Consider the following 25507-nt stretch of genomic DNA (forward strand, 5'->3'; position numbering starts at 1 on the left):
CATCAAATTAAGGATACAAATGTATGAAAAACAAAACAGAATACAGTCAATATGCTAATTTAAGTCCTTTTGAATTAAAAGATAACTTAATTAAACTGGCACAAAGTCATACTGATCGAGTAATGTTAAATGCAGGTAGAGGTAATCCCAACTTTCTTGCTACTTGGCCTCGTCAAGCTTTTTTCCAATTAGGTGTATTTGCAACCCAAGAATCCGAAATGTCATTTTCATATTTAAATGAAGGTATCGGTGGCATGCCAATTAAAGCAGGACTAACCGGACGCTTTGAACATTTTATTTGCCAAAATTACAACACTCCTGGTGTTGCCTTTTTAGGTAAGGCATTTTCTTATATTCGTGATCAACTAGGGCTTGACGAAAACGCCTTTTTACAAGAAATGGTAGAAGGTATTTTAGGATGTAATTATCCAGTACCAGATAGAATGCTACATTTTAGTGAAGATGTGGTTAAAGCATATGTTTTACAACAAATGGGTGCTCAATATCTGGATCGTAATGATATAGATTTATTTGCTGTTGAAGGTGGCACAGCTGCCATGGCTTATATTTTTAACTCAATGAAAGAAAATGGATTAATCCAAAAAGGTGACAAAATTGCCATTGGCGCACCTATATTCACGCCTTATCTCGAAATTCCTGAACTTAACGATTACCAATTAGTTGAGGTATTAATTAATTCTGATCCTAACTCAAATTGGCAGTATCCTGAGTCAGAATTGCGTAAATTAGAAGATCCAGCAATTAAAGCCTTTTTTGTTGTTAATCCTTCAAATCCACCATCAGTTAAAATTGATGACAAAAGTTTAAAAATCATTGCTGAGATTGTTAAAAAACGTCCTGAATTGATCATTTTGACTGATGATGTTTATGGAACATTTGCCGATGATTTCCAATCTTTATTTGCAATTTGCCCTCAAAATACTATTTTAGTTTATTCATTCTCTAAGTATTTTGGTGCTACAGGTTGGCGTTTAGGTGTTATTGCAACAGCACATGATAATGTAATAGATAAAGCCATTAAAGCGTTATCAAGCAAAACCAAACAGATCTTAAATAAACGATATAGCTCAATTGTTACTGACCCTGAAAATCTAAAATTTATAGACCGCTTAGTAGCCGATAGTCGTGCGGTTGCATTAAACCATACTGCTGGACTATCAACACCACAGCAAGTACAAATGGTATTATTTGCATTATGTGAAATGATGGATAGTGATCAAAGCTATAAAACAGCATTAAAATCGCTAATTCGACGCCGCGCAGCATCACTTTATCAACATTTAGGTCTTAAACATCAAACCGATGAAAACAGTGTAGATTATTACACTCTAGTGGATCTTGAACATATTTGCCGAGAATTATATGACGATAAATTTGCTAAATGGATCCTAAAAAATAAAAATCCATCTGAAATGTTATTCAGAATTGCTGATGAAGCAGGTGTTGTACTACTACCAGGCAAGGGATTTGCTGTACAACATCCTTCTGCTCGAGCATCGTTAGCAAACTTAAATGAATATCAATATGCCGCAATTGGATTATCAATGCGTAAATTAGCAGAAGAATATTATGCTGAATATAAAGCGAAGAATTAATAGTTAAATATTTAAATCAATAAACTTAATTAATACCCTAGCTAGTCTAGGGTTTTATTCAACCAAAATGTTGTAAATTTTCTACTACTGATGTATCCAAAAGTAACAGTATTACAACAATCTATCTTTTGGGAAAAATATAAAATCAATATACTACCTGAGTTATGTAAAACGAAAAATAGACCTATCTTTATAACGTTAAAAGGTTAATATAACCATTTATACGTCGTCAAAATATGCTGACAAATAAGCGAGCATAACACGTCAAAAAAGCGTGTTGGAAGTGTTAGGTATTTTGTCAAGAATAAAATATAGCTGATTTGTCAAAACCGAAATAAAGTCAAATATTATCATTCAACTACTTTGATCGTTTTTGATAAGTTAACACTAAACTTCTATCTTTAATTTATATATAATGTTGGCTCAATAACTTAGATTGTAGATATCAATTTCGGAGCCTTTCATGCAGCAGTTTCGTCCTATCCGTCGTGCTTTACTTAGTGTGTCCGACAAAACCGGTATTTTAGAATTTGCAAAAGCCTTATCAGAACGTAATGTGGAACTCCTTTCGACTGGGGGGACAGCAAAATTATTAATGGAAAACCAAATACCTGTTATTGAAGTATCAAATTACACTGGTTTTCCTGAAATGATGAACGGGCGAGTTAAAACTTTACATCCTAAAATTCATGGGGCAATTTTAGGGCGACGGGGTATTGATGATGATATTATGCAACAACACCAAATTGCACCGATTGATATGGTTGTTGTTAATCTTTACCCCTTCGCACAGACTGTCGCTAAACCAGATTGTACGTTAGATGATGCGGTTGAAAACATTGACATTGGTGGCCCGACAATGGTTCGATCTGCGGCCAAAAATCATAAAGATGTTGCCATTGTAGTTGATTGTGGTGATTATGAAAATATCATCAATATGATGGATAGTAACCAAAACTCCCTTTCATTTAAATATCGTTTTAACCTTGCAATTAAAGCCTTTGAACATACGGCCAAATATGATGGTATGATAGCCAACTATTTTGGGCAATTAGTGCCACCTTACATGGGTGAAACCAATCAACCATCGGGCGAGTTTCCTCGAACTTTAAATCTACAATTCATTAAAAAACAGAATATGCGTTACGGTGAAAACGCACATCAGCAAGCGGCTTTTTATGTTGAGCAAGATATCAAAGAAGCCTCGATTGCAACAGCAAACCAATTGCAAGGTAAATCCCTTTCTTATAACAATATTGCTGATACAGACGCTGCGCTTGAATGTGTAAAATCATTTGATGAGCCAGCATGTGTGATTGTAAAACATGCTAATCCTTGTGGTGTAGCGGTTAGTGATAATATTTTACATGCTTATGAAAAAGCCTTTAAAACTGATCCAACTTCAGCTTTTGGTGGCATTATAGCCTTTAATCGACAGCTTGATGTAGATACCGCAAAAGCCATTGTTGATAAACAATTTGTAGAAGTAATTATTGCCCCATCAGTTAGCCAAGAAGCTTTAGCCATTACTCAAGCTAAAAAAAATGTGCGTGTACTTGAATGTGGTGAGTGGTCAACATCAGCATCAGTAAGTTTAGATTTTAAACGTGTCAATGGCGGTTTATTAGTGCAAGATCGCGATCTAGGTATGATATCGCCAAATGAATTAACTGTAGTAACCAAACGTAACCCCACTGCTCAAGAGCTTTCAGATGCGCTATTTTGTTGGAAAGTGGCAAAATTTGTTAAGTCAAATGCCATTGTCTATGCAAAAGATAATATGACAATTGGTATTGGAGCAGGGCAGATGAGTCGTGTTTACTCTGCTAAGATAGCGGGAATTAAAGCTAAAGATGAAAATTTAAACGTTGCTGGATCAGTTGTTGCTTCAGATGCGTTTTTCCCATTTAGAGATGGCGTCGATGCCGCTGCAGCCGCAGGTGTGACTTGTGTGATTCAACCTGGTGGCTCGATTCGAGATGATGAAGTGATCCAAGCCGCAAATGAGCACAATATCGCGATGATCTTTACTAAAATGCGTCATTTTAGGCATTAATTGTGTGATCACTTTGTTAGTTTTTAAAAAGAGTTATCTATATATATCTTTATATTATGAAAGGCATCTTAAAAGGATCTTTTATGAAAGTATTAGTAATTGGTAATGGTGGGCGTGAACATGCGCTTGCTTGGAAAGTAGCACAATCTCCATTGGTTTCTAAAGTTTTTGTTGCCCCCGGCAATGCTGGTACTGCACTGGAACCAAGTTTAGAAAATATTAATATCAAAGTCACCGATGTGAGTGGACTGCTTAATTTTGCCCAGCAACAGCAAGTGGATTTGACCATTGTTGGTCCTGAAGCACCACTGGTTATTGGCATTGTTGATAGCTTCCAAAAAGCAGGATTGAAAATCTTCGGTCCAACAAAATCGGCCGCTCAACTTGAAGGCTCAAAAGCTTTTACTAAAGATTTTTTAGCACGTCATAAAATTCCAACAGCTGAATATCAAAACTTTACTGAAGTGGAACCAGCAATTGCTTATATCCGTGAAAAGGGCGCACCGATCGTGATTAAAGCCGATGGACTTGCGGCTGGTAAAGGCGTTATTGTTGCCATGACACTAAAAGAGGCCGAAGACGCCGTTCGTGACATGTTAGCTGGAAATGCCTTTGGTGATGCAGGTCACCGAGTAGTGATTGAAGAGTTTCTCGAGGGTGAAGAAGCTAGCTTTATTGTCATGGTAGATGGCAAAAATGTCGAGCCAATGGCAACTAGCCAAGATCATAAACGTGTTGGCGATGGCGATACAGGTTTAAACACGGGTGGCATGGGCGCGTATTCGCCAGCTCCTGTTGTAACTGATGCGGTTTTTGCAAAGGTAATGGATGAAATCATTTATCCAACGGTCAATGGTATGGCGCAAGAAGGCAACGTCTATGTCGGCTTTTTATATGCTGGCTTAATGATTGACAAAAACGGCAATCCCAAAGTTATTGAATTCAACTGCCGATTTGGCGATCCTGAAACACAGCCGATAATGATGCGAATGCAATCAGATTTGGTCAAACTTTGCTTAGCGGCGGTAGAAGGCAAATTAGATACGGTCAAATCAAAATGGGATCCAAGATCCGCATTAGGTGTAGTGCTAGCTGCAGGCGGTTACCCGGGTGAATATCATACCCAAGATATAATTCTTGGACTACCGGCAGAATCAACCGAAGATTGCAAAATTTTCCATGCAGGTACTAGTTTAGAAAAAGGGCGAGTCTACACCAATGGGGGACGAGTATTATGTGTAACTACACTTGGCAACACAGTACTTGAAGCTCAACAACGTGCTTATCAGCAAGCCAAAGACATCTATTGGCATGGTTGTTTTTATCGCCATGATATTGGCTACCGTGCAATTGAGCGGGAAAAAAATAAATAACCGTTTATGAAAAATTGATTTATTAAAAAACAATAAATAAAAAAGTTCAATAAAATCAATGCTCTACATGAATATTTTTGCCTTGGGTAGAGTGTTTGATAGCGCTAAGTGCTTTATCATTTTGATTTAAAATAGCCTAAATCGGATAATGTTACCGTTGCGGTTTGTTACTCTCAAAGCTCAAAATATCAGAAATCTTGCTAAGTTTTTAAATAAAAAATGTATCCTAAAAGCTGTCATAAAGCCAAAACAATAACATTTATTCTTGACAAAAATTAACCAAAATTTATCTAAAAACTAGCAAAAATTTATATAAACGTCTATAATTTCACCAATTTAAAATTAGTTAATTTAATTATAAGGTTAATATAGAAACCAATAAACTTAATCGACAGGTGGAACGTAATGCAGTATCATTTTAGACACAAGCAGAGGCAAGCCAATGTCTTAAATTTATTAAATCACCATGCTAGATGTGGTGTTACACAAATCTTGTTTATCTTATCAAAGTTATCTTTAAAATTTTTATCGAAATCACTTGCTAAATTTCCGTTGTCATTGACACTACTACTATTATTGCCGTATTCATTGGAATCTCAGGCATTATCGGCCACGACTTCTAAACTCATTCATGGTACTGCACCTTATTTAACTTTTGATGGTGGTACTACCAAAGTGACTACAACAGATGACTTATTAAGTATTAGGTTATCGGATGGTCGAACATTCACACCGCAAAACAATTCTTCATCATCAACAAATCCCATTGAGCTACCCGCATCAGGTCAAAGTTTTGAAAATATTGACATGATAGTACCGACATCAACCAATTCTGTGAACCTTAGCGATTTAGTCGCACAGGGTAATTGGGGTGATGATGATGGTGATGGCCAAGATGGCGGGGTAATGGCAGAAGGAAGTATAACGCTTAGTATCACAGATAAAAATAACCAAACGGTTAGTCGTAATGAAGTATTAACGATAAGTAATGCACCTTATAAAGTAAAATTAAGTAGTACAGGGGGATCTTTAAGCACACAATACGGGAAACCAAATGCTAGTACCTTCACAGAAAGTAGTGAAACATATTACATCAAACCAAAGGTTACAGTAGGCGTCAATTTCGTAAGACCAAATCGTCGTGAGGGTTATGGTGAGTTTGCTGTCCAAGATAGCACATGGCGCTTTTCTGGGTTTCTTATACAATCGATTATACCGTCACAAAACGAACAAAATTTTCCGACTACAGGGGCAGATGGTTTGGATTTTGATTTAGATATAGTTGGAGTCGATGCAAGTCAGTTAACGTGGGCTCCAGTCATACATGAAGGAATAACTGCTTCCATAACCCCTATGGGTAGTACTAGTGTTCATGTTACTTTAACTGGTCCAGAAGCTAAAGCCCAATGGGATAATGACAAACCTAGTCGAATTACCGTGCCAAATTTACCAAAGTTATTTGTATTAGAAGGTAAGGATAGTAGTGATAGTGTAGTAGTAAAATATGGATTTGAGTTACAAAAGTGGTTTGTCAACCGAGGGTATACAAACAAACCCTATTCCGACCAAGCTGTTTGGTGTAATAATCTAGGATATCGTGTACCACAGGTAAAGGATCTGACTAATGCGAACTGTTCTTCTGTAGGTAATGGTTGTCAAGGAGCTGTACCTTCTTCAGTAGGCAACAATTATCATCGCCGGATAGGTGGTGTTTTGTTGAGTGAGTGGGGTAATATTACCGAGTATCACTGGGCAGATTTCGTATATTTAAACTACTGGACGAGTGACACTACTGGAAGTGAGCGGTTTGTTGTGTATCCAAATTATGGAACTGTTTTTACCAACGACTCTAACAATGATTCTTTTGTCGTTTGTGTCACTCCTTAGTTTTTTATATTTAATCTAAACTGAGGACACTCAACCAAAGAACAAAGTCCTGTGTAAGACCAGACGATACGCACAATAGTTTTTAAAAGCTTGCGCTTTTTCTAATAAATAGCAAAAGCGCTTTGCAAAAATAAAAAACAAAATTTAACTTAACAAACGAAAAATAATCTATAACTATTTAATTTTATTAAAAAAGAAAAAATAAAAATTAAATAAAATCAATAGTCTACCTGAGGTTTTTTATAAGGTCATCTTAATAAATATTTTCAATGCTTTTCTTAAAGACTTAATTTTTTTTCTATTCATTATCAAAGTTTTTGGATCACTATAGGTAATTTATGTATTGTATATAGTGAGCAATTACTTTATCGTCATCATTTTACTAATTCAAACTAATAATAGAAACTAAAGTTTAATTTCTTTATTTGCCAATGAAATAAAACACAATAGCGAAGCAAATGTCAGAATGGTTACAGTGCCCCATACCGTTCGCCATCCGTAGCTATGGGCGATATCAGCAATGATAATAGGAGTTAGAAACGAAGTGATAAATACAGTAGTGCCAATCATACCCAAGGCTGTTCCCGCACGTTCAATGCCCGCTTTCACTGCTACCTCGGTATAAGCAATACCGTGCCACGCATGGTCAAATAACCCCGTTAACACAATAAATATAATGCCGATATATGTATTACTCACCATTAAACAAAGCATTAAAGATGCCATTCCACCAAGTATGGCGTAATATTTTAATAAGGCAATACGATTCTTTTTTTTGTCTGTATAGTAACCTGACCAGATCCTGAGCAGCCCACCACCAATCTGAACACCAATAAGAATAATAGCTATTGATGTTAAATCTATATGTAGGTTATCACGCATATAGATGCTACCAAATGTGAGTACTGCCATTTGAGGTACCGTTAGAAAACCCGCAGCCATAACGACCCTCCAAACTGCCCCAGTTTTTAGTGGGGAGGGGATAGTGAGGGTTGATTTTGGTGTATATTTTGATTCACTCTGTTTAGTGTTGATAAACAATATAACTACAAGACCAACGCTAAAGCCTGTGGTAGCTAATACAATAAACATCAGTTCAAATCCATATGAATAGGATAACCAAGGCAGTAGTCCAGTTCCAATCGCACCGCCAACTGGGATTGCGGTTTGACGAACACTCATAGCAAATCCACGTTCACTATCATCAAACCATGACATCACAGTTCTGCCAGATGATGAGTTAATACTACCGCTGAAAGCTCCTGTTACAACTAGGGCTGCTCCCAAGTGTAAATATTTAACACCACCACCAAGTGAAGCTTCTGGCGTGAGTGATATGGCGATTAAGGCATACATTATAGCTGATGACCATAACCCAAGAATCAAAACCTTCTTGTCACCTAATTTATCTGTCAAGATCCCCCAAATTATCTCTGAAGCTGCAACACCTAACCCCATTGCTCCTAAAACGAAACCAAGTTCGTATAATGAAAAATGATAAGCATCTCGCATTAAAATTCCAGTAATGGGTATGCCAGCAAAACCCATCGCAAATGTTGCTTGTGCCAGAACACCAATTCCAAGCACAAACCAACGATAATTATTTTTTTTATCCATTTAATTTTTCCTTATTTAATTGCATACCAATTGGTATGTTTTGATTTATAGTATTCTATTTATTTGTATAAGTAAAATTAAATAAATTTCATTAAATTATTTTCATTTATTAATTATTTTGATTTTAATTAGTATATAGGGTGTTTTTGTGTTACCGTACTAATTGGTATGTTTTATTAATGTAATTGGAGGTAATAATGACTAATGTAGCAATTAATGGTTTTGGTCGTATTGGGCGTAGTTTTGTCCGTGCATTGCAGGATTGTTCTCATGACATCAAAATAGTTGCGATCAATGATCTGGGTTCAATTGATCAACTCGCTCATCTTTTAAAATATGACACAACTTTTGGACGTTTTGCTAAAAGTATTGATGTAAAAAAAGGTTGCTTAATTATTGACGAACAAGAGATTGCGATATATCAAGAACGTGATCCTGAGGCTATCCCATGGGCTAAACATCAAGTTGATGTGGTATTAGAATCAACAGGTGTATTTAATGATGGCACAAGAGCACAGTCTCATATTAAAGCTGGAGCTAAAAAAGTGCTCATTTCTGCTCCAGCAAAAAATGTCGATTTAACTATTGTTCAGGGGGTGAATGAGCACTTGTATAACAAAGATGAACACCACATTATTTCTAATGCTTCATGTACAACAAATTGTTTAGCCCCTTTAGTTAAGGTGTTACATGAGAATTTTGGAATTAAATCAGGTTTTATGACAACCATTCATGCTTATACGCAGGATCAAAATCTTCAGGATACACCGCATCGGGATATGAGGCGAGCACGAAGTGCAGCACAAAATATTGTTCCGACTTCAACTGGTGCAGCGCAGTCAATTGGACTTGTTTTTCCTGAATTAAAAGGCAAATTAGATGGCGGTTCGGTGCGTGTTCCTGTCATTACTGGATCTATGATAGATCTTACATTAAATCTAGAGAAAGAAGTGACAGTACAATTAGTAAATGATACTATCAAAAAAGCCGTAAACTTGAAAAGAATGGATGGTATTCTTACCTATACAGAAGATGAAATTGTTTCTTCTGATATTATTGGCAATCCAGCTTCCTCTATTTTTGATGCTAAGCTAACTAAAGTGATGGATGGTACTTTACTCAAAGTTGTCAGCTGGTACGACAATGAATGGGGATTTTCAAATCGTTTGGTGGATACCATTTTACAAATTAAATAATTAGTTAATTAAACATACCGTCAATTGATGGTGTGTTGAGTTATAGCAATATGAATAACGAACAAAAAACTAAACAAAATTCCAGAGAAAAGCTCATTATTGCTATGGCTGATCTCTTATTAGAAAAAGGTCTTGCAAATACTAGCCCTAAAGATATTTTAAAGCGGTCAGGAGTTGGACAAGGTAGCCTTTACCACCATTTCAACGGTAAAGAAGATTTGGCTTTATATGCTATAACTTATAATGTAGAACAGTTAATAAGCATAAATGCTTCAGTACTAAATACTGATACAAATGCTTATAATAAACTGTCAAATTTGCTATTAAAACCTCGTAATATACAACGAGGCTGTTTAGTTGGTCAAATGGCACGAGATAGGTCTATTATGACAAATCCTCATTTAGCGGCAGAAGTTACACGCGGATTTTTGACAATGAAACAAACGTTAGAAAATCTTATAAGAATGGGAATTTCGGATGGAAGTATTTCTAATATTCTTGCACCGTTAGAAGCAGTAACACTGATCATATCTACTTTGCAAGGCGCTTATATTTCAGCAAAAGGATTGCAAGATGAATCCTATTTTCACCTAACAATCAATTCACTATTGAAAATATTTACGCCAAAATCATAGTTTATTTTTGTTTAATTTGTATTGAATTACAAACAATAAAACAGTCAAACCGTCATTTATAGCTCAATAAAGTAGCTCATTTTTCTTTATTGTTTTTTCTATTTCACAATGGACATAAACCACTCCACCGTTTTTGGATCCTGATGCGAGAAGAATAAGCTATGACCTGTATCTAAAGCCGCTATACTTGCCATTTCTTGATTTGAAAGTGAGAAGTTAAATACATCAAAGTTTTCTTCCATTCGTTCTTTTCGGGTCGATTTAGGAATGACAACAATACCATTTTGAATCAGAAAACGCAGTGCAACTTGTGCAACTGATTTTTGATGTTTTTTGCCAATTTCAATAAGTACTGGGTTTTCAAAAAAATTGTTTTTACCCTCGGCAAATGGTCCCCATGATATTATTTGTGTATTTAGCTTTTGCATCACTTCGCGTGCTACTTTTTGTTGTTGAAATACATGTGTTTCAACTTGATTAGCCGCTGGTTTTATACGAACAAAATGGTTTAAATCAATAAGGCGATCTGGATAAAAATTGCTAACGCCGATGGCTTTAGCCTTGCCTTGTTCGTAAGCTTCTTCCATTGCGTGATAAGCACCGTAGTAGTCATTAAATGGCTGGTGAATTAATAGTAAATCAATATAATCTGTCTTTAATTTGCGTAATGACTCTTCTATTGATTGTTTGGCTTTGTCATAGTTAGTGTTGGTGATCCATATTTTTGTGGTAATAAATAGTTCTTGACGGGGAATGCTACATTTTTGTATGGCATTGCCAACCTGACGTATTTTAAAAATTAAGACCTGTTTTAGATGGACGGTAAATCCATCTAACATTCATTATTTAGCCAAATTTAAAATATTAGCAATGACCTGCTTGCTATAAATGTCACTAACAGCAAAAAAGGGGCGTTTTGTGCCCCCTTTTATAATATTTTTATATAAAATTTATAGTCGATTTCTATCAATTCCTCAAACGTATAATAGGTAACAAATTAATGCTTGTTGAGAACTTCTAAAAAAGGCATGACACTACTGTTTGGCATAAAAACTCGATCATTGTTTTTTTCTTTGTCAAGGATAACTGGATCAATCTCATAACCTAACAGATTAGAAAGAATATATTTATTCATAAGCCCACTTAAATAGCCATCTGGTCCTCGAAATGATTCAATAAATTGACAATTATATCGTTGATTGGTTGATATAAACATAAAAGGGATTAGGAACTGGTCAACGTTGTCACCTATACCATGCCCAACATTCACAATTTCGCCATGATCCGAGGTATAAATAACGGTATAGTTGTTACTATATTTATTAATAACATCATATAATGCTTTGATTGCACGGTCGGTGTGATGAATAGTTAAATCATATTCTTCGACATCAGGTAAAGCCAACTTATCAACTTCATCATAACCTTTTGTATAGGGTTGATGGCTACCGCGCAAATGTACAAAAATAAATTTTTTTGGAGAATTATCTTTTTGTAGGGTGTCTTCTAATAATTGACTTAAATTAATATCCAGAATATCTTCAGTAAAAGTGATAACATCGCTTTTACGTGCAATAAAACCAAACTTAGTATTAAATGTACCTTGAATTTGTTGCCCAGCCGATGCTAACCAATAGGTTTTGTAATGATTGAACTTAGCCATCTCAATAATCGATTTATTATCAAATAAATTATCATCACTTTCGGGCACATTGAATGAAAGTGTCATAGGTATAGAATCCCGAGTAAAGGCTGCCGCTGAGTGGCTATTTGGGATAATACATCCGCCATTTTGACTAAAAATATTGGTCATAAAAGGCGTAGTTTGTTTATGATAACCGTAAGTGCTATAGCGGGAAACTAAAGATGATTCCCCCATGATAAATACGATCAAGTCGTTATCAGGCTTACTAGGCGGCAAAAGAATAGCCTCATTAAATTTTTCAATTTCATTGGTACTTGAATAAATATCTGTTGATGCATAACTAGCCAAAAGATAGGATAAATTACCCAATGCCGCTGGATAAATTCGACGAACTATCTCAGCAGTAGTTTTATAGTTGCCTCTCTCGATTTCAGACTTCTCTGCTAAATTTTGTGAAAAAACAATAAAAAAAAGTAAAATTAAATACAATATTAATGGAATAACAGGTCTAAATTTAACAGTAATTGCTTTTCTAAAAATAAATAAAATAAGAAAAGTTGCAATAAATGCGGGGCCAGCTATGATTAAAACTTGTTTAGACATTGACAATATTTCATAAGAACTGGTTTCTACTATAGAGTCGAGCACGGTATCAGATATTACTTGCCCGTAATAAATAAAATAACTTATTTCTAGTAAAAACAGAAATAGAAATAACGAGCCAAGAGCAAATATAAAATAATTAGGGCTAAGAATACTAGTATGTAAAAGAATAATAAAACATAAAGTTGTTATCAAAACGGCATAAAATATAGGTTCATTAAAAATAAATTTGCCGCCAATAACATCAAATGTTAAGTAAGAAAAAATAGCACTAAAAACGATATAAACCAACAATAAAATGAAAGAAAGATTCCATTTAATTTTAAAAAATTTCATTATATTACCTTATTATATTTTTAACATATTAGGTTAACTTATTGTTCTATTTGTGTGATTGTTAGCTTGTACTGAATCAATTTTTTTAACAACTTAATGTATTTATTAAAAAGCATAATGATGATAAAAAATTTTTCAACGTATAGTAAGTAACAAATTAATGTTTGTTAAGTACTTCTAAAAAAGGCATGACACTGCTGTTTGGCATAAAAACTCGATCATTGTTTTTTTCTTTGTCAAGGATAGCTGGATCAATCTCATAACCTAACAGATTAGAAAGAATATATTTATTCATAAGCCCACTTAAATAACCATCTGGTCCTCGAAATGATTCAATAAATTGACAATTATATCGTTGATTGGTTGATATAAACATAAAAGGGATTAGGAACTGGTCAACGTTGTCACCTATACCATGCCCAACATTCACAATTTCGCCATGATCCGAAGTGTAAATAATGGTATAGTTGTTACTATATTTATTGATAACATCATATAATGCTTTGATTGTACGGTCGGTGTGATGAATAGTTAAATCATATTCTTCGACATCAGGTAAAGCCAACTTATCAACTTCATCATAACCTTTTGTATAGGGTTGATGGCTACCGCGCAAATGCACAAAAATAAATTTTTTTGGAGAATTATCTTTTTGTAGGGTGTCTTCTAATAATTGACTTAAATTAATATCCAAAAGATCTTCACTAAAAGTGATAACATCGCTTTTACGTGCAATAAAGCCATATTTAGTATTAAATGTACCTTTAATTCGTTGCCTAGCCGATGCTAACCAATAGGTTTTGTAATGATTGAACTTAGCCATTTCAATAATCGATTTATTATCGAATAAGTTATCATTACTTTCGGGTACATTGAATGAAAGTGTCATTGGTATAGAATCCCGGGTTAAAGCGGCTGCTGAGTGGCTATTTGGGATAATACATCCGCCATTTTGACTAAAAATATTGGTCATAAAAGGCGTAGTTTGTTGATGATAACCATAAGCGCTATAGCGGGAAACTAAAGAAGATTCGCCCATAATAAATACGATCAAGTCGTTATCAGGCTTATTAGGAGGTAAAATCACAGCTTGATTAAATTTCTCAATTTCATTGGTATTTGAATAGATATCCGTTGATGCATAACTAGTTAAAATATAAGCTAAATTAGCAAGTACAGCAGGATAACATTTACGAATTATGCTATCACTAGTTTTATAGAAACCTCGCTTAATATCAGGTTTTAATGCTGTGTAATTTACTAGACAATAAATAAGGTAGAACAATATAAGCACATAAATAGTTATGGGAATAAAAAGTTTAAATTTAATACGAACAATTTTTTTAAGAATCAATAAAATAAAGAAGTCTGCAATAAGCGCAGGAATTATTATGATTGAAGCTTGTTTAGCCATTGACATTGCTTCATAAGAATTAGTCTCAATAATAGAATCAAGTACTCCTTCTGATATCATTTCTCCATAAAAAATAAAATAACTAATTTCGGATAAAAAAAGAAATAATAATGAAAAGCCAAAGACAACAATAAGCTTATGACAGCTGCAAATACAATTATGTACTATCATAATAAAAATTAAAGTTGTTATTATTGTAATATAGAAAAACAAATCCCCAAAAATAGATTCGGTAGATTTTTCATGATAGCTATTATTAAAGCAGTAAGACCAGATAACACTGATAAATGTATAAACTAATAACAATAACATTAAGGGCAGAACTCTTTTTATCCCACATAATTTCATAAAATATGACCTCATCCTATATTTGTGTATTTACTAGTTAAAGGTAACAGTTGATTTTGTTACTCCAGTCCTTAAATATCCTCTAGAATATCTCGCCACGTACAGCTACCGCGTATTCAATATAAAACATTTTCTAGTCTGTTTCTATATGCTTGTTTATTTTTATTTTTTCTTATTTATTTACAATTTCTGTTTTTTCCCAGTAGTTATCTGTTACAGATGTTCTACATATAGCGTGCTGTTATTGCCCATTTTGGCAAAACTATATCATATACAATATCTTTTTATTTTCTTTTTATTGAAAGATCGATAGCCTCTAGTATGTAATAACAAAAAGGAGCTATATTTTTACGGCCCATTTAATATTTTGTATAAAATTCATAGTCTATCTCTATCAATTTCTCAACGTATAATAGGTAACAAATTAATGTTTGTTAAGTACTTCTAAAAAAGGCATGACACTGCTGTTTGGCATAAAAACTCGATCATTGTTTTTTTCTTTGTCAAGGATAGCTGGATCAATCTCATAGCCTAACAGATTAGAAAGAATATATTTATTCATAAGCCCACTTAAATAGCCGTCTTGTCCCCGAAATGATTCAATAAATTGGCAATTATATCGTTGATTGGTTGATATAAACATAAAAGGGATTAGGAACTGGTCAACATTGTCACCTATACCATGCCCAACATTCACAATTTCGCCATGATCCGAGGTATAAATAACGGTATAGTTGTTACTATATTTATTAATAACATCATATAATGCTTTGATTGTACGGTCGGTATGATGAATAGTTAAATCATATGCTTCGGCATCAGGTAAAGCCAACTTATCAACTTCATCATAACCTTTTGTATAGGGTTGATGGCTACCGCGCAAATGCACAAAAATAAATTTTTTTGAAGAATTATCTTTTTGTAGAGTGTCTTCTAATAATTGACTTAAATTAATATCCAAAAGATCTTCACTAAAAGTGATAACATCGCTTTTACGCGCAATAAAACCAAATTTGCTATTAAATGTACCTTGAATTGCTTGCGCAGCCGATGCTAACCAATAGGTTTTGTAATGATTGAACTTAGCCATCTCAATAATCGATTTATTATCGAACAAATTATCATTACTTTCGGGCACATTGAATGAAAGTGTCATTGGTATAGAATCCCGGGTTAAAGCGGCTGCTGAGTGGCTATTTGGGATAATACATCCGCCATTTTGACTAAAAATATTGGTCATAAAAGGCGTAGTTTGCTGATGATAACCATAAGCGCTATAGCGGGAAACTAAAGAAGATTCGCCCATAATAAATACGATCAAGTCGTTATCAGGCTTATTAGGAGGTAAAATCACAGCTTGATTAAATTTCTCAATTTCATTGGTATTTGAATAGATATCCGTTGATGCATAACTAGCCAAAAGATAGGATAAATCGCCTAGCACAGCAGGGAATATTGTTCGAATTACACTAACACTACTTTTAAGATGACCATTTTTAATGTCAGACTTTAGTGATGATTTAGTTACTAGGAATAAAAGAACAACGGATAGTATAAGTATATACAAAGATAGGGGGACAAAAATCCTAAATTTAACAAAAATTAATTTTTTAAGAACAAATAAAAAAAGAAAGGTTGTAATAAATGCTGGACCTATTATGAGCAAAGCCTGTTTAGTCATTGACGTTACTTCGTGAGAATTAGTCTCAATAATAGAATCAAGTACTCCTTCTGATATTATTTCCCCATAAAAAATACAATAACTAATTTCAGATAAAAAAAGAAATAAAAATAAAAAACCAAAGACAACAATGGGTTTATGACGACTACTAATACTTGTATGTACTAACACAATAAAACATAAAGTTGTTATTGTAATTAGATAAAAAAAAGGATTTTCAAAACAAAATCCATCCCTTTGTGCTCCAGACTTAGTAAGGTAAATAAAAGCAAAAATAACACTAATAAAAGTATAGATTAACAGTAAAATTAAGCGGGAACTTCTTTTAATTCCATATGATTTCATAATATATCTTAGTTATCTTATCGTTATTTTGTAAAAATTATAATAATCAATTATATTTTTTCAATTAAATTTTATTAAACAGAGTGCATTATTGAATTTTTAAAAATACATGTTTTTGAAAAAAAAGAAGTAATATAATTATGTTAATGGTGAATATTTACACAATAATAATGATGTGAATTATTAAAATACAATTTTCGATCGATAGCTAGTCATTTTAATTTTATTAGTGTAAGATATGTACACTTCTTGATAAAGAAGTATAAATTTTTAGTAATAATTAAAAAGTATTTAAAAGGAGAAAATAATGATGTATTTATCAGCAATTCGTGCTCAAACAAGAAATTTTTTAGGTAAATTTGTTAAAAATGAAAAAGGTGTAACAGCAATTGAATATGCAATTGTTGCAGCTGGTGTTGCTACTGTTGTATTCGTTGTCTTTAAAGGTGATGGTCCAGTAGCTTCAATGTTAAGTAATGTTTTTAGTACTTTAAAAACTAAAGTAATTTCTACAATCAATACTGTATCTACTGGTGCTTAATTTAGTTTGAAGATAATGTATTATTAATCTTTGTTAAGTCAAAGTTGCTAGCACGAGTTAAAGTGCTAGTAACTTTTTTGTAATGTAAAAAATAATATAATAAATGTTATGGCTAATGGACAATCTAAGTTTTCTGATGAATGGGGTAGAGTTCGTGACTTGGTTTTTCAAGTACTTGATCTTGATTTAATTGAGCAATTAAAAAACGAACCCAATCGAGTTTTGCGTGAAATTCAAACAATAATCAGAGATATTGTTAATTCTGGCAATGCTTATATTACTGCCGATGAATCGGGTGTATTGGCAGGTATGATTTGCGATGAAATTATTGGTTATGGTCCAATTGACTCATTAATGAAAGATGAAACGGTTAATGATATTTTAGTCAACGGTCCTTATAGTATTTATGTTGAACGGGGCGGGGTCCTTGCCAAAACGGATAAGTTTTTTATAAACGAACGTCAACTACTTGATATCGCAAGACGTTTAGTCAATAAAGTCGGTAAAAATATTGATGAGGCACATCCTTTAGTCGATTCACGGATGCCCGATGGTAGCCGACTTAATGTTGTTATTCCTCCAGTTGCCATTGATGGAACGTCGATGTCAATTCGTAAATTTGGTACTGGCCGTCGAACATTTCATGACTTGATCAACTATGGTTCACTAAATGAGGACATGGCTAATTTTTTAGTTATTGCTGCTCGATGTCGAATGAATATTATTGTTTCAGGTGGAACAGGTTCTGGTAAAACAACAATGCTTAATGCATTGTCTGGATTTATAGGTGAACATGAGCGAACTATTACACTTGAAGATGCCGCTGAATTAAAGTTGCAGCAAGATCATGTGCTTAGACTGGAAACCAAATCAGGTGGTGAAGATGGTCGTGGAAGAGTAACTATGCAAAATCTCTTAGTTAATGCATTGCGTATGCGACCAGATCGAATTATTTTAGGGGAGTGCCGTGGTGAAGAAGCTTTTGAAATGCTTCAAGCTATGAATACGGGTCACAATGGTTCAATGTCGACATTACACGCCAATACTGCTAAAGATGCTTTATCTCGATTAGAAAGTATGATCATTATGGCTCAACCTGAATTACCTATTGTTGCAATTAGACATTATATTGCTTCTTCCGTTAACTATATTATTCAGGCTTCACGCCTTCCAGATGGACAACGTAAAGTAATGAGTATTACTGAAGTTATGGGATTAGAATCCGATAATATTGTTACTCATGACGTTTTTAAGTTTAAAATTCATGACGAAAGAGACGGAAATGGTAAGATTCAAGGTGAATTTGTCTGTAATGGATTAGTTAGGCGATCTGCACTTTATGATAGTGCTCAATATTATGAAATGTCAGATGTGTTAGAAAAACTAATGTTAAATGCAGTAGGTTTAAAAACATGATTCTACTTCTTTCGCTGGTGCTTATTTTTGTTGCCATTATAAATATTTTTGCATTGCATCGCCGTAGTGGGCGATTACAAGTATTTTATAATGTCGAAACTAAAAATACTTCGTTATCAAGTTTGGTCGAAAGACAATTATCTCAAAAAAAGCAATCCTCTTGGGAACGCATCAGCTTTAATATTAAAATGATGATTAGAGCTGATTACAATTTTCTTGTAATAGGGCAATCAAAAAGTCGGTTGTTTGTTTATATTTTTGCAGGTACAGTTGCAGGTATCATATTGAATGAAAAGTATATTAACTATAATAGCTATTTTGCTACTTTAGTTAGTATTATTATCACAATTGTTATAATTATTTATATAAAAAAAAGAAAGTTAAAAAAAGAGTTTTACGATACATTTCCTGAAGCATTAAACACTATTACAGGTGTTGTGTCATCTGGTGGTGCAATAACAACAAGTTTTAAAACGTGTGGAAATTCTATTGGTGGAATTGTTGGTGAAGTAATGAAGGATGTGGATAGCCGAATTGAAATTGGTGAAAATATTGAGGATGTGTTAATAAGATCTTATTTAAGGCTTCCATTTCCAGAATATTATTTTTTTATTTTGACAGTAATGGTTAATCTAGATAGTGGTGGAGAATTAAAAGAAGTTCTTAGTCGGTTAACAAAAATGTTAATAAACAATCGAATTTTAACTAAAACTAGAGACGGTAAAACGGCTGAATTAAGAATGACTATGAAAATACTAGGTGGTATGCCTTTTGCTTTTATTTTTATTCTTAAATTTGCTTCACCAGCAAATTATGAACAATTGGTTGGCACAACAGCTGGTCATTATGTTTTATATTATATATTTGGTAGTGTGGTTATTGGGCTTTTCATTATAAAAGGAATGGTTAATAAGGTCATTTAAATTATGATGAATTTATTAAATATATTAATTCCCATTATTTTAATTTTTATAGGTAGTAGAGAATTAGTCTGCTTATATTTGTTGCATCAAAGAAAAGAAAAACTTAATTTGTTATTAAGTAATGAAAATGAAGAAAAGAGAACACCTAAAAAGCATATTAACCAAAGAAATCTTGCTTTTGAGAGACTCGCTGAAAAAAATAGCATAAGCTTAACTTTTTTGCGCCGTTTTCAAGAACAAAATAGTTGGAAGATTTACGCTATCATTATCGGATTTTCATTTTTTTATCTTGTGAATCAAATATTTTCTTTTATTGAACTTAGTTCAAATATATTACTAATTGTATTATTCCTTATTATTATTATAGTCATTATTCTGCCTGATAGATTGGTAAAAAAACAAACAGAAAAAAGAATTAAAAGAATTTCACAAGATTTACCATTGATCATTGATATGATGGCAATTATGGTGAAATCAGGTATGACAGTCGAAAATGGTTTTAGATATTTAAGCACAAGAGTAAAACCAATTAATAGGGATGTGGCAACTATTTTAGAAAGAGCTTGTTTAATGATGGATGTTAATGGTATCGAGCTCGCTATTGATTTAATTTTGAAAGAAGTACCGTGTAAAGAAGTCAGAATGTTTTGTATTACTTTAAAAAGGAGTATTAGTTATGGTAATTCGATTTATGACGCTTTATTAGAATTATCAGCTGAAATCAGAGAAGTACAAAAATTAACAATAGAAGAAAGAATCGCTGCTATTGCAGCTAAAATGACAATGCCGATGATGGTATTCTTTTTAGTTCCTGTTCTTGTTGTTGTAGTTGCGCCAGTTATTATGAATATTATATCGACATTAAGTCAGATGAATAATTAAGGATCTAGAGATAATGAATGATTTTTTAAAATTCTGTAAACCAAAAGTGTTAATAAATCCGAAATTTATTGCGGTATGTTCAATATTGTTTGTTGCTACTGGATGTCAAAATAGTACCTTAAGATATGATTTAAATGAGCAGCAAAAAATTTTCATTCATGAAACCACAAAAAATTATGGTGGTTTAATTGAGCTTTATAAACAACGTTTACAAAGATCTGATACTGAAGATACAAGATATAAACTTGCTCAAGTCTATTATTTATCTAATGATTATGAAGCATCAAAAAGAACATTAACCCCTGTTTTAAATAAAAGCAAAAATGATAATCTTTTTGTTTTGTATGGTCATGTTGAATCAAAAATGGGGAATAATGACACTGCATTAGAATATTTAGACAAAGCAATCACGATTAATCCTAAAAACGGTGAAGCGTATAATGTAAAAGGTATTGTTTTGTTGAAAAAGAAACAATACGATGCTGCACGATATTCATTCAATCTAGCTAGAGAAAACTTTTATGATGAGAACAAAGTCACAAATAATCTAGCTATGCTATCAATTTTGAATCAAGATTATAATGAGGCTTATAAGCACTTAAATATTTTATATACAAAAGGATATCGTGACCAAACCATTCTTCATAACTTGCTTTACACGTTAGTTAAATTAAATAAAATTCAATTAGCTAAGTCATTTTGCTTAGGGCATAGGTTATCTAGTGAGCCAGAAATATTAATACAAGAACTAAAACAGATCGAGCCAATTAAAGCGATTAAATTTAATGAAATTGTGCCAGCGCAAAGCGAAAATCAAAAGCAGTATACAATTGAAAAATCGGCATCACAAAAGGTAGATAAAACGGACAAGAAAGTTGTTAAGTCTGAAAAAGTAACTAATTCACAAACAACTGATAAGTCGGAAGTTAGTGCTAAATTATCGAGTGTGGCTAAATTAGATTCAGAAACTGAATCCAAAACAGCTTCTCAAGCTACTGCAACTAATTCGGCAGTTGTTAATAAAACAGATTCTAAACAAAATAATCAAGTCAATCGGGCGGCGACTCAATCGACTATTTTAGCTGTTCGATCTGGCGAACATCGAAAATTTAGTCGAATAACTTTTGAAACAGTTAGTCCATTAAATAAAAATCAATACGTAATTGAAAAAATTTCATCAACAGAGTTCAAATTATCGTTATATGACGTAACCCTTCCTAGCAAAGGAATAAATTATATCATTAACCAAATATCTCGTAGTGATCGTGATTTTGCCAATGTTACAGGAACTTTAACTGCCGAAAAAACATTAGTTTTACAAATAAAAACAAAACAAGACTCAATAGTGAAGGATTTCGATGCAGGCCCTAATTCTAACGGTAAAGCTCATTGCTTTGCATTTGATTTTTATTTAGAGAATAAATAAGTGCAAAAAAAATAATAATAACAATAGATATAAAATTTTAGGGAGTTTGCATGAAACAAAAAAAAATAATTATTCTATATATATTAATGTTAGTTGTGGGACTGGCATTACTATTTACTAAATCATCGCCTGAACCTGTTGCTGAGCCCATAGTTCAGCAACCAGTTCAAGTTAAAGAAGAACCTAAAAAAGAAGAACCTAAAACAGAAATCATAACAGTAGCTGTTGCTAAGCGTGATATTAGTAAAAGAAAAATTTTGACTAAGGATGACTATTATTTTAAATCGATAGAAGTCAAAATTGGGTCTAATGACAAATCCAAATATATAGGCGATGCAACAGAAATCGATGCTTATGTTGCTAAAAATAATATTGCAAAAGATGCATTTATAGAAAGAAGTTTTATTGCTGCACCTAATTCAGAGGAATACTTAATGTCAGCGATAAAAGAAGGAAATTATATGTTTCCATTCAAATTGGATCAAATTGATTCATACTTGGTAAAAAATCTAAAGAGTGGCGATCTTGTTGATCTTTATATATTTTATAGTGATGATGAAATAGCTAAGTCTAATACTAATAGTAAAAATTATAAAGAAGATAGATTAGTTTCACCTAGTGATGATTTTGTTAAAAATCGCATAAAACCAATTATTGTTGGTAAAAAGATTCTCTATATTGATCTAGGAGATACAATAGACCAAAAATTTCAGAGAAAAGAGGTAGGTCAAGTTCAATTAGAGCTTTCAAATCAAGAAATTAAATTATTAAGAACACTAATGACCAATTCCACAGTTATGATGTATCCAAGTACTTATAAACAAAATGTTGATGATGGATTACGTTTGTTAAGTGATAAAGAAAAGAAATGGCCATTAACTGATAAAGCTATTTTCTCAAAGAAAAAACAAATTAATTTGCTAAAAGGGAATTAAGAATGCTAATAAAAGTTAAACCAATTATGAACAAAATCAAACTGCTAGCTTGTTTATTATCAATTAGCTTCTCTCCGTTGGTTTTTGCTAATACTCACAATTTACATATTGGGCAAAGTAAAACAATTGTTTTACCTGAGAATGTAGGTACGGTTTTTATTAGTCAAGACAGCGTTGCAAATTATGAAGTTGTTGATGGTAAATCACTAATTATATATGGTAAACAAAATGGTAGAACTAGTTTACTTGTTTATGATGATGCAAATAATATTATTATTAATGACACCATTAATGTCGATCCACTTTTATCTCAAATTACAAATAGGTTAGCGCAAAACTTTCCAAATAGTAGCGTAACAATAGATCGTTACGATAACGGTGACCCAAGTGGTAGATTTGTCTATGTACTAAATGGTACTGCACCCGACACTACAACAAAAGGTAAAATCATGGCGCTTGTAGGTACACTTGTTGGGCAAAATGCAGAGCGAATACGAAATAAAGTATCAGGTGAAGATTTTGTCAACCAAGAACTTACATTCCAAGATTACTATGTATATAACAATATTATTGATAATATTAGAGTAATTGAAGAGTATCAAGTTAATGTCAGATTGACTTTTGTTGAAGTTAGCAAAACTTTTACTGATTCATTGGGTATTGAGTGGCAAAGCTTAACTTTGGATAGTATGGCCAAAGGTCAAGATTTTAAGATGAACAATATTGGCGAGTTCACTCTATTAGGTCTAAAAAAAGGATTTAATATTCATAACATTACTACAATGATTCGTGCTATAAAAAATGATCGCCTAGCTAAAATTTTAGCACAACCTAATTTATCTGTATTATCTGGCGAAAGTGCTGCATTTCTTGTTGGTGGTGAGATTCCCATTGTGACTAAAGGTAAAGATGGTGATTCTGAAGTTACTTATAAAGAGTATGGTATTAAATTAAATATCAGTACTAAAGTAAACAATGACAAACGCATTAGATTATTTATTAATAACGAAGTGAGTTCGGTTGCTGGTTCATATGCTTTTAATAACTATAATATACCGACTTTACAAACTCGAAAAACAAGTTCTACTATTGATTTATCTGATGGTGACAGCTTTGTTATTGCAGGATTAATTAGTGAACAGGACTCAGAAACATTATCCCGTATCCCTTTTGTTAGTGAAATTCCTATTTTAGGAGCATTGACTCGTAGTACTACAACTGGTCGTGAAAAGACTGAAATGGTCGTATTTGCAACAGTTAATTTAGTTACACCTAATAATAGTTTTGATGGTGTAGAATTACCGGTTTTAGAGCGAACAGATGCAGTAAATAGTTTCTTTAATATTAAGAATAATATGGATAAACAACGCCGAAAAACAGTACCAATATCTAATGAAAGTGAAAAGTTTATTAACGATATGGGTTTTATTGAATAAAAAATTAGTGGGATTTTTATGCAATTATTTGGTAATAAAAAAGATAAAGATATATCAAAAGAACCATCACAAGAATTTGTGGTTGGACGCATTTCTGGTTTTCAGATCGCTATTTTAAGCAAAAGACCTGAATTGATTGAAAATATTCGTTCGGTGCTTTTCCTTTACAATGTGTTAGCCATGGAGATCTTCTCATTAGAATTATCTGAATTAAAAGAGGACCCACGTTGGAATAAATATGATGCTATTATTTTAGATATTAAAGATGAAGGTGATGCTGAGCTATTATCTGAAAATGTCAATCGTTTTTTTCCAATTCAAGCATCAACAATACTTATTGGTAGCCATGATTCAATCCAGTTTTCTGAATTTTTATTAAAAAAAGGAATTCATTTTTTATTAGAGAATACTCAATTAGAGAAAATTCCTGATATCTTACACTCAAGGAGTATTACTCCACCTGGTTCTAGCCAAAGAGTAGGTAGCGTTATTACATTTTTAGGTTGTAAAGGTGGAATTGGCACATCATCATTAGCAGTTCATACACTAAAAAAAATCAGTTCGTTAACAAATTATCCGCTTCTTTATATCCAAGGTGCAACTACAAGCCCTAATGCAGATTTTTTATTTGAAACACCAATTCCTCAAGATGGTTCAATTGTTGATATTGAAATGTCTTTACGAGTAAAAGTTGAACTTGCTGATAAGGCTTGGAAATATGATGATCTAAATTCAGGTCAATTCAATATTACTGTTATTGATCAAAATATGGGATTGCAATCTTCGTTTAAGCATTTTGATGAAATCATAAAGCTTTCAAACATTGTGTTTATTGTAATAAATAGAGATCCCTTTTCAATCAAAGTTGCTAAGAGAATTTTGGAGGAAATCGCACGTATTAGTACACAAAATACGGATTTATTAAATAAACGTTTTTTGGTTTGTTTAAATGAAAACCTTCCTTATGATAAAAAAAATGCTTTGCAAAATGAGGATATTGAAGAATTCTTAGGTAGAAATATCGATTTTACACGCAAATTTATTCCAAGATTAGATAAATTTAAAAAAGCACATACTAGCAGTGAAATAAATGAAATGGCTGCGGCTATTATTGGTAATAAAAAAGTTAAAAAAAATAAACAAAAGATGTCTTTTTCAATATTAAAGAAAAAGAAAGATTAATCGTTAATATAATA

The 25507-nt window shown here is 32.8% G+C and carries 19 protein-coding genes; 14 read left to right on the forward strand and 5 right to left on the reverse strand.

Annotation, left to right across the window (positions count from 1 at the left end):
* Positions 1-23: 23 nt before the first annotated feature.
* The 4 genes from GYW75_RS08280 (at position 24) to GYW75_RS08295 (ending at position 6932) form a co-directional block, all read left to right on the forward strand.
* Positions 24-1616: a bifunctional aspartate transaminase/aspartate 4-decarboxylase gene (locus GYW75_RS08280; protein ID WP_174799006.1), complete on the forward strand. Its 1593-nt coding sequence runs from the start codon at positions 24-26 to the stop codon at positions 1614-1616.
* Positions 1617-2079: 463 nt separating this feature from the next.
* Positions 2080-3672, forward strand: a complete 1593-nt coding sequence (gene purH / locus GYW75_RS08285) for a bifunctional phosphoribosylaminoimidazolecarboxamide formyltransferase/IMP cyclohydrolase (protein WP_174799007.1) — start codon at positions 2080-2082, stop codon at positions 3670-3672.
* A gap of 83 nt (positions 3673-3755) precedes the next feature.
* Positions 3756-5045: a phosphoribosylamine--glycine ligase gene (gene purD / locus GYW75_RS08290; protein ID WP_174799008.1), complete on the forward strand. Its 1290-nt coding sequence runs from the start codon at positions 3756-3758 to the stop codon at positions 5043-5045.
* A 405-nt stretch (positions 5046-5450) separates the two neighbouring features.
* Complete coding sequence (locus tag GYW75_RS08295; RefSeq protein ID WP_174799009.1) at positions 5451-6932, forward strand: hypothetical protein; 1482 nt, start codon at positions 5451-5453, stop codon at positions 6930-6932.
* A gap of 405 nt (positions 6933-7337) precedes the next feature.
* On the opposite strand, the gene GYW75_RS08300 is transcribed toward GYW75_RS08295, so the two are convergent.
* Positions 7338-8549, reverse strand: a complete 1212-nt coding sequence (locus GYW75_RS08300) for an MFS transporter (protein WP_174799010.1) — start codon at positions 8547-8549, stop codon at positions 7338-7340.
* Between the two features lie 194 nt (positions 8550-8743).
* Here GYW75_RS08300 and gap point away from each other — a divergent pair, with 194 nt between their 5' ends.
* Complete coding sequence (gene gap / locus GYW75_RS08305; protein WP_174799143.1) at positions 8744-9745, forward strand: type I glyceraldehyde-3-phosphate dehydrogenase; 1002 nt, start codon at positions 8744-8746, stop codon at positions 9743-9745.
* A gap of 50 nt (positions 9746-9795) precedes the next feature.
* On the forward strand, positions 9796-10380 hold the full coding sequence (locus GYW75_RS08310) for a TetR/AcrR family transcriptional regulator (RefSeq protein ID WP_085165965.1): 585 nt from the start codon (positions 9796-9798) through the stop codon (positions 10378-10380).
* 98 nt (positions 10381-10478) lie between these two features.
* Here the strand turns inward: GYW75_RS08310 and GYW75_RS08315 are convergent, their stop codons facing one another.
* From GYW75_RS08315 to GYW75_RS08330, 4 genes are all read right to left on the reverse strand, one after another.
* On the reverse strand, positions 10479-11219 hold the full coding sequence (locus GYW75_RS08315) for an aldo/keto reductase (protein ID WP_174799011.1): 741 nt from the start codon (positions 11217-11219) through the stop codon (positions 10479-10481).
* Between the two features lie 158 nt (positions 11220-11377).
* The gene (locus tag GYW75_RS08320) at positions 11378-12964 is read right to left on the reverse strand and encodes a sulfatase-like hydrolase/transferase (RefSeq protein ID WP_174799012.1); all 1587 of its coding nucleotides are present in this window, start codon (positions 12962-12964) and stop codon (positions 11378-11380) included.
* 157 nt (positions 12965-13121) lie between these two features.
* Positions 13122-14438: a phosphoethanolamine transferase gene (locus GYW75_RS08325; protein WP_202983949.1), complete on the reverse strand. Its 1317-nt coding sequence runs from the start codon at positions 14436-14438 to the stop codon at positions 13122-13124.
* A gap of 712 nt (positions 14439-15150) precedes the next feature.
* Positions 15151-16752 (reverse strand): phosphoethanolamine transferase, encoded by a 1602-nt coding sequence (locus tag GYW75_RS08330; protein ID WP_202983950.1) that lies wholly within the window; start codon positions 16750-16752, stop codon positions 15151-15153.
* Positions 16753-17059: 307 nt separating this feature from the next.
* Here GYW75_RS08330 and GYW75_RS08335 point away from each other — a divergent pair, with 307 nt between their 5' ends.
* From GYW75_RS08335 to GYW75_RS08370, 8 genes are all read left to right on the forward strand, one after another.
* Positions 17060-17293, forward strand: a complete 234-nt coding sequence (locus GYW75_RS08335) for a Flp family type IVb pilin (RefSeq protein ID WP_202983951.1) — start codon at positions 17060-17062, stop codon at positions 17291-17293.
* Positions 17294-17401: 108 nt separating this feature from the next.
* Complete coding sequence (locus tag GYW75_RS08340; RefSeq protein ID WP_174799013.1) at positions 17402-18709, forward strand: CpaF family protein; 1308 nt, start codon at positions 17402-17404, stop codon at positions 18707-18709.
* Positions 18706-19632 (forward strand): type II secretion system F family protein, encoded by a 927-nt coding sequence (locus tag GYW75_RS08345; RefSeq protein ID WP_174799014.1) that lies wholly within the window; start codon positions 18706-18708, stop codon positions 19630-19632. The genes GYW75_RS08340 and GYW75_RS08345 overlap by 4 nt, the downstream gene beginning before the upstream one ends.
* A 3-nt stretch (positions 19633-19635) precedes the next feature.
* Complete coding sequence (locus GYW75_RS08350; RefSeq protein WP_174799015.1) at positions 19636-20514, forward strand: type II secretion system F family protein; 879 nt, start codon at positions 19636-19638, stop codon at positions 20512-20514.
* Positions 20515-20527: 13 nt separating this feature from the next.
* Positions 20528-21940, forward strand: coding sequence for a tetratricopeptide repeat protein (locus GYW75_RS08355; protein WP_174799016.1), 1413 nt, complete (start codon positions 20528-20530; stop codon positions 21938-21940).
* A gap of 50 nt (positions 21941-21990) precedes the next feature.
* Positions 21991-22875: a hypothetical protein gene (locus GYW75_RS08360; protein WP_174799017.1), complete on the forward strand. Its 885-nt coding sequence runs from the start codon at positions 21991-21993 to the stop codon at positions 22873-22875.
* Between the two features lie 2 nt (positions 22876-22877).
* Positions 22878-24311 (forward strand): type II and III secretion system protein family protein, encoded by a 1434-nt coding sequence (locus GYW75_RS08365; protein ID WP_174799018.1) that lies wholly within the window; start codon positions 22878-22880, stop codon positions 24309-24311.
* Between the two features lie 18 nt (positions 24312-24329).
* Entirely contained in the window at positions 24330-25493 is a 1164-nt protein-coding gene (locus GYW75_RS08370) for a hypothetical protein (RefSeq protein ID WP_174799019.1), read from the forward strand.
* The last annotated feature ends 14 nt before the right edge of the window (positions 25494-25507 follow it).

Origin of the sequence: Gilliamella sp. ESL0232, from assembly GCF_013346885.1 — a bacterium.
GTDB lineage: Bacteria > Pseudomonadota > Gammaproteobacteria > Enterobacterales > Orbaceae > Gilliamella > Gilliamella bombi.

Excerpts from the sequence above, each read along its gene's own strand:
- GYW75_RS08280 (WP_174799006.1), top strand. The coding sequence starts at position 24 with ATGAAAAACAAAACAGAATACAGTCAATATGCTAATTTAAGTCCTTTT.
- purH (WP_174799007.1), top strand. The coding sequence starts at position 2,080 with ATGCAGCAGTTTCGTCCTATCCGTCGTGCTTTACTTAGTGTGTCCGAC.
- purD (WP_174799008.1), top strand. The coding sequence starts at position 3,756 with ATGAAAGTATTAGTAATTGGTAATGGTGGGCGTGAACATGCGCTTGCT.
- GYW75_RS08295 (WP_174799009.1), top strand. The coding sequence starts at position 5,451 with ATGCAGTATCATTTTAGACACAAGCAGAGGCAAGCCAATGTCTTAAAT.
- GYW75_RS08300 (WP_174799010.1), bottom strand. The coding sequence starts at position 8,549 with ATGGATAAAAAAAATAATTATCGTTGGTTTGTGCTTGGAATTGGTGTT.
- GYW75_RS08310 (WP_085165965.1), top strand. The coding sequence starts at position 9,796 with ATGAATAACGAACAAAAAACTAAACAAAATTCCAGAGAAAAGCTCATT.
- GYW75_RS08315 (WP_174799011.1), bottom strand. The coding sequence starts at position 11,219 with ATGTTAGATGGATTTACCGTCCATCTAAAACAGGTCTTAATTTTTAAA.
- GYW75_RS08320 (WP_174799012.1), bottom strand. The coding sequence starts at position 12,964 with ATGAAATTTTTTAAAATTAAATGGAATCTTTCTTTCATTTTATTGTTG.
- GYW75_RS08325 (WP_202983949.1), bottom strand. The coding sequence starts at position 14,438 with ATGATATCAGAAGGAGTACTTGATTCTATTATTGAGACTAATTCTTAT.
- GYW75_RS08330 (WP_202983950.1), bottom strand. The coding sequence starts at position 16,752 with ATGAAATCATATGGAATTAAAAGAAGTTCCCGCTTAATTTTACTGTTA.
- GYW75_RS08335 (WP_202983951.1), top strand. The coding sequence starts at position 17,060 with ATGATGTATTTATCAGCAATTCGTGCTCAAACAAGAAATTTTTTAGGT.
- GYW75_RS08340 (WP_174799013.1), top strand. The coding sequence starts at position 17,402 with ATGGCTAATGGACAATCTAAGTTTTCTGATGAATGGGGTAGAGTTCGT.
- GYW75_RS08345 (WP_174799014.1), top strand. The coding sequence starts at position 18,706 with ATGATTCTACTTCTTTCGCTGGTGCTTATTTTTGTTGCCATTATAAAT.
- GYW75_RS08350 (WP_174799015.1), top strand. The coding sequence starts at position 19,636 with ATGATGAATTTATTAAATATATTAATTCCCATTATTTTAATTTTTATA.
- GYW75_RS08355 (WP_174799016.1), top strand. The coding sequence starts at position 20,528 with ATGAATGATTTTTTAAAATTCTGTAAACCAAAAGTGTTAATAAATCCG.
- GYW75_RS08360 (WP_174799017.1), top strand. The coding sequence starts at position 21,991 with ATGAAACAAAAAAAAATAATTATTCTATATATATTAATGTTAGTTGTG.
- GYW75_RS08365 (WP_174799018.1), top strand. The coding sequence starts at position 22,878 with ATGCTAATAAAAGTTAAACCAATTATGAACAAAATCAAACTGCTAGCT.
- GYW75_RS08370 (WP_174799019.1), top strand. The coding sequence starts at position 24,330 with ATGCAATTATTTGGTAATAAAAAAGATAAAGATATATCAAAAGAACCA.